Origin of the sequence: Micromonospora sp. NPDC005367 (assembly GCF_040606825.1) — a bacterium.
In the GTDB taxonomy this organism is placed as follows: domain Bacteria; phylum Actinomycetota; class Actinomycetes; order Mycobacteriales; family Micromonosporaceae; genus Micromonospora.
Genome location: NZ_JBEXFP010000003.1, coordinates 298,612 through 303,808 on the forward strand (window position 1 = coordinate 298,612; position 5,197 = coordinate 303,808).

General features: G+C 63.6%; 6 protein-coding genes and 1 pseudogene. 3 read left to right on the plus strand and 4 right to left on the minus strand.

The window, feature by feature from the left end; all coding sequences use genetic code 11:
- From ABZS42_RS03995 to ABZS42_RS04010, 4 genes and pseudogenes are all read right to left on the minus strand, one after another.
- Positions 1–762 (minus strand): annotated as a pseudogene (locus ABZS42_RS03995) (hypothetical protein); the annotation flags it as partial.
- A gap of 192 nt (positions 763–954) precedes the next feature.
- Positions 955–1,773 (minus strand): hypothetical protein, encoded by an 819-nt coding sequence (locus ABZS42_RS04000; RefSeq protein ID WP_355142327.1) that lies wholly within the window; start codon positions 1,771–1,773, stop codon positions 955–957.
- Positions 1,774–1,897: 124 nt separating this feature from the next.
- Complete coding sequence (locus ABZS42_RS04005; protein ID WP_355142355.1) at positions 1,898–2,200, minus strand: WXG100 family type VII secretion target; 303 nt, start codon at positions 2,198–2,200, stop codon at positions 1,898–1,900.
- Positions 2,201–2,259: 59 nt separating this feature from the next.
- Entirely contained in the window at positions 2,260–2,580 is a 321-nt protein-coding gene (locus ABZS42_RS04010; RefSeq protein WP_355142329.1) for a WXG100 family type VII secretion target, read from the minus strand.
- Between the two features lie 291 nt (positions 2,581–2,871).
- Between ABZS42_RS04010 and ABZS42_RS04015 the strand changes: the two genes are divergently transcribed.
- From ABZS42_RS04015 to ABZS42_RS04025, 3 genes are all read left to right on the plus strand, one after another.
- Positions 2,872–3,288 carry a YbaB/EbfC family nucleoid-associated protein gene (locus ABZS42_RS04015; RefSeq protein ID WP_355142331.1) on the plus strand — a complete coding sequence of 139 codons (417 nt, stop codon included), beginning with the start codon at positions 2,872–2,874 and terminating at the stop codon, positions 3,286–3,288.
- Complete coding sequence (locus tag ABZS42_RS04020) at positions 3,285–4,112, plus strand: hypothetical protein (RefSeq protein ID WP_355142333.1); 828 nt, start codon at positions 3,285–3,287, stop codon at positions 4,110–4,112. The genes ABZS42_RS04015 and ABZS42_RS04020 overlap by 4 nt, the downstream gene beginning before the upstream one ends.
- Positions 4,113–4,124: 12 nt before the next feature.
- On the plus strand, positions 4,125–5,197 hold a 1,073-nt coding region (locus tag ABZS42_RS04025), incomplete at its 3' end, for a WXG100 family type VII secretion target (RefSeq protein WP_355142335.1).

The following is a 5,197-nucleotide window of genomic DNA, read 5'->3' on the forward strand; positions in this document are numbered from 1 at the left end:
CGGAGGAGCCCCACCCGGCGGAGGAGTGAGGTTGCCCAGGTTGGGCGTGGTGATGGGAGGTTCGCCGTTGCCCGTCGGCGGCGTCACCTTGTCGTACGTGAAGTTGTACTGCGCCGCGAGGCCCGAAACAACCTGATGCATCTGTTGGGTCATCGGCCGCTCGTACTTGCTGCCGGTAATCGCCACCAGCCCGTCGTCGCCGACCGCGTTGCCGCCTTCCCTCGCGGCCTTCGCCCAAGCGGTGTCGTAATAGTTCATCGCTTCCTGGGCCCAGGCGAGGTAGTTGCCGCTGTAGTTGAGCTGGTTCGGGACCGAGTTCGCGCCGCCCGTGCCGTCCGCACCGGCGATCCGTTCGGCCTCTGCACCCACCCAGTCGGCGAGGTACTCCATCTTCGCGAGGAACGCGTCAGCGGCCGGGCCCTGCCACGGCCGCTTCGGGCCGGCGATCGCCTTGGGATGGTCCCGGAGAAACGCCTCCAACCAACTCAGTGTGTCGTACGAGACCTGGAACGCCGCACCGCTCGTCATCAGCGTCCGGGGGTCGACCAGCTGCGCTGCCCTCGCCCTCCCGTCGTCGGTCGCCATCGCCGATCCGCCGCGCACCGCGGCCAGCAGCTTCCGCCAGCCGCCGGTCTCCTTCGCCCACTCGTCGTAGTCGTTGAGGTTGGTCGTGTCCACGTCGGTGGGAGCGAAGGTGGCATTCGACTCGGCGGGATCGCTCCACTTCTCCTTGTCGGCCGAGTTATCTTTATCGTCTGCCATTAACTGACCTCTTCACGTACGTGACGATGGCGGTGATCCCGCCGGCTGTGGGCCTGCCCGACGAAGACGTGTTGCGGCTGACACCGCCCGAAACGGCACCACCGGATTCACGAGTCACCGCCGGCGGAATCCCGGATCTCGCTGTGTGGACACGGAGTCCGGGCGACGATCAGGCAACGCTTCGCGCCGACCCTAGGCGTCGCCGCCGCTTGTCGTGCCCTCGCCGCTGCCGTAGTCCTTGATCTTGTCGATCTTTCCCCAGGCGCCCTCCATCGCATCATTCAATTGATCGACGCTCATGCGCTGAAACTCCTCGCCACTGTCGTACTCTTTGATCATCGCGCGCACGCTCTCTTTGACAGTGAACAATGCCTCATGCACGGTCTGGAGCACGTTCATCGTGTCGCCCCGCAGACCGAGGTCCTTCGATCCGGTCCCGATAATCGTCTGCCGTAGCAACTCGGCCTTGGCAAACGCACCGGGGCGCATGTCGATTCCATCCAGCTTCTTGTGGGCGTCGAGCAGCATGCCGTGGCCATCCCCCGCTACCTGGTCCAGCTCCTTCGCGAAGTACTCCAACGCCTCAGTGCTGACCGCCACCTTGTGCGACTTATTGTCACTACCGCTGTACTCCGAGACCGCCGGCGGCTTGAAATCCGAGCCCACTTTTGGTACGTACTGATGGCTCTCGTCGAATTTTTCGGCATGGATGTCGGTCTTATTCTTTGCTGCCGCGTCTTTTTCGTACTCCTCGACCAGCTTCTTCCAGTGATCCTGGTCGACCACGTCTTTTCGGTACCAGTCCCAGACGGCTCGTTCATCTTCGGTATATTGACTCATGTCATGCGGAACGTTATTCTCGCCGTGATGCGTCTCCTGGTCCATGTCATGCTCGATTTTGTCAATGATCGCGCGGGAGTATCCCTCCGGGTGATCATGGTCCTTGTCGTACTTGTCGAGCACACCAATTTGGTCGATCGCGTCGTCATTCGCATAACTCAAGTCGGCCATAAGTCCACCTCTGAATGGTCGTCAGCGTGCGCATCACCCCTTGGGTGCCCGACGCCGCGCGATGATGCCATTGAAAGAGACGCCGGCCACCGTGCCACATCGGCCCGGCGGCCGGCGGTCGCGGTCAGCCGCCTCGGACGTTGTTCCAGAGCGCCGCATGGCGCCGCTCGTACGAACCGTAGCCGTCGGAGATGTCGAGCAGCTTTTGCCGCGCCTGATCCAAGAACGTCGACATCAGACCGGCCTGACGGTTCCACTCATCCTTGGATATCCAGTACTGGTTCTTCGCCTCGCCCTCCCACTCCTGCAGATGGGCTTCAGAGCTGGTTTGCAGCTCGTCGAGTGCGGATCTGATCCTGGTGTTGATCTGGCTCATATCATAGATAACGGCGTCAGCCTGATTGAAGTCGAACGTGTAGTCGGACAACGTCACGACCTTTCTCTACGGGTCGTCACCCTTTTCCCGGATGGCGACGATGCCGAACGTCAGATACCGGGAAGGGCGTCCACGAAGGACTGCGCCGTGTTGGCGGCCTGATCCTCGGCCGCAGTGATGCCCTTTACATTCTGGTGCATCGCTTCGAGCATGTGCACGAGCTCGTTGATAACACCCTGGAACGCCTTCTCCCAGCTGTCCATGGCCTGGTTGAAGCCATTGGACGCCTTGCCGGTCCAGGACGCCTGCAGCACGGCCATCTGGGAATTGACGCTCTTTAGGTATCCGTTGAACTCATTGGCCTTGTCGGCGAACTCCCGGGCGGCGTTCTCCATGCCGCCCTGGGTGGTTGCAACCCTTGGCATAGTCATGGGCGGTGCTCCTCACCTCGCTCGATCGCGACGTCGATCCCTCGACGGCTCGACGCCTGCGCGGTCAAGTGTTTGTCAAGGTTGCGCCCGACAGCCGACGACGCCGGTGACCATGTCCGAAAGTCGGGGAAAGTTTGCACGCTTCACCCCGGCAGCCCCGTCCGGCTCCGCCGGCGGGTGCAATCCCAGGCAGGGTTCGGTGCACCTTCGTGCCCACGTCACGGTCGCAGCCTTCCGTCCACACGTTGCGCGAGCTTCACTCGATCGGAGAGCGGAAGGAGTTGGGGGAGGATGGACTTCAACGAGCGGATCGAGAGCCTCTTCGAGGAGTACCAGCGGCAGCGCAACAGCCTGACCGAGATGATGCAGAAGATGCGCGACATCTCGGCCACGACAACGTCAGCTCGTCGTGAGGTGACGGTCACCGTCGGGCAGAACGGGACCCTCACCGACATCAAGTTCCCGACCGGCGCGTACAAGCGCCTTGCCCCGGCCGACCTGACCGCGATCATCATGGAGACCTTCTCCGAGGCGAAGGAGCAGGCCGCAAAGGAAGCTGCGGCGGTGCTGGAGCCGATGCTGCCAGCAGGCATGGACGCCCACGCGTTGGTCCGTGGCACCGCGGGGACGGACGCTTTCCTACCTCCTGAGCCCAGGATTGCGACCAGCGTCAGGGAGATCCTCGGGATGGGACGGCCTGCAACGTGACCCTTCCCAACGGTCGGCTCTGGGTCAATCCGGAGGGTGTCAGTTCGGTCGGTGACTCGTACTCCGAGCACGTCGCGCTCTATCAGAGCTATCTGGCCCAGGTGAGCGAGCTGCGCGACCGCTACAGCAGCAGTTGGGGCGACGACGAGATGGGTCAGCAGTTCTCGAAACAGTTCCTGGGGGAGCTGGGTTCCCTCGAAGACATCCTGGAGGGGGTGAAGGCGAAGCTCGAATACACGGCCGGCGGGTTGCGAGAGGCCGGGCTTCTCTATCGTCAGGCTGACGACGACGCCGCCGACAGCAGCCACAAAATGGCCAGGACATTCGAGACCAACCTTAGGTCGGCGGGTGTGGTCCGCGCCGCTGCCACCGCTGGTGGTGCGGGCGCTCCGGCGGGAGAGTTGACACCGTTGACACCGAGGGTCGGTCGGCCGCTGGAGCCGACCGTCGAGCCGCTCTCCCCGATGATTGAGGCGCGGCCGTTGACGTCGATGACTCCCGCGATGTCATCGTATGTGGCGGATCCGTCGTACGCGACCGCGAGCGTCAACGGTCAACCGATTCCCGCGGGCCACCACCTGCAGGCCTTCGCTCCGTTGCCGGACGGCAGTGTCCACCTTGATGTCAATGTGTATGACTCTGTGACGCCAGTGGGCGACACCCCGGTGACCGACGCTGGTGGACAGGTCCTGGACCCGGGTGATCGCCGGTTCTTCGTGGTCAAGAACAACCCGGACGTCGACCCGACCGTCCCGGGTTACCAGCCCCGGTACGTCAGCGTCGCCGCTGACGGTGCGATCGCTTCTCTCCCTCGACCAAGCTGAGGCGCGACGTCGATGCCTGATTTCCACATCCCGAACGACCCCGAGTGGCAGTGGGCATACGACGCTATCTTGTACACGGTTGGTGAGAACTTCCCCAAGGCGGACCCGACCGCGTTGCGCGCGATGAGCGCCGATCTCAACGCGTTTGGTAGTCAAATCCTGTCGGGGATGGCCACTACCGCGAATCTGGGTAACGCTCTGACCAGCTACCTAAACGGGCCGGCGGCAGACGCGTTCAACCAGTATCATGTGCGGCTCACCGAGGATGTGCCCACCGGGGCCGGTATCTCCCGGCAGCTTGGTGATTCGGCGGAGACGTTCGCCCTGGATTCGGAGAGCACCCAGTACGGGGTGGTCATCGCCGCGTTCACCATCGTGTTCGAGATCGCCATCGCCATTGCCACCGGGTTCGGCATCGCGGCCATACCCGCGTTAATCAAGGTCGGCCAGGAGATCGTCAAGGCGATGGTCGAGCAGCTGCTCGCCAGGCTGCGCCAGCTTTCACTGCGGATGGTCCGGGAGGCCATCGACGAGGGTCTTGAGGAGTTGTGGCAGAGCGGTCTCGGCAACATCGTCCAGATCCTGGAAGGCAAACGTAAGGGCCTGGACGGCGACGACCTGAAGATGGCGTTCCTCGGCGGCATGTTCATCGGCGGCGGCGTCTCCGGCATGCACAAAATCGGTAACAAGTTCTTCCCGAAGGTCATCAACAAGAACAACCGGTGGACCACCGAGAGCTACTCCGGGGGTTCCGAAACCTTGTTCGAGGGGCTGTTCACCATGATGGTCGGTGGCGGGGGGTTCAACCCCGGCGCCACCTTCGTCTCCTCAGTCGTGGGCGGCATGGCCCACCACTACGCCCACGACCTCGGACACCAGTTCGGACCACCGCCACCACCACCCACGCCGCCCCGCCTCGAATCCTCGCCCGGAGACGCGAGCATGGCAACAGCCGTACGCACCGGAGCAACCGGCAGCCCAGCCCCAACCGGTAGCGCAGGCGCAGCCGGGGGCGCAGGCACCGGAGCGGCCGTGGGCGCAGGCGCAGCCGGGGGCGCAGGCGCAGCCGGGGGCGCAGGCGCAGC

What these genes read in the sequence shown, in the direction of transcription:
- ABZS42_RS04015 (WP_355142331.1), top strand. Translation starts at nt 2,872, where the DNA reads ATGGACTTCAACGAGCGGATCGAGAGCCTCTTCGAGGAGTACCAGCGG.
- ABZS42_RS04000 (WP_355142327.1), bottom strand. Translation starts at nt 1,773, where the DNA reads ATGGCCGACTTGAGTTATGCGAATGACGACGCGATCGACCAAATTGGT.
- ABZS42_RS04010 (WP_355142329.1), bottom strand. Translation starts at nt 2,580, where the DNA reads ATGACTATGCCAAGGGTTGCAACCACCCAGGGCGGCATGGAGAACGCC.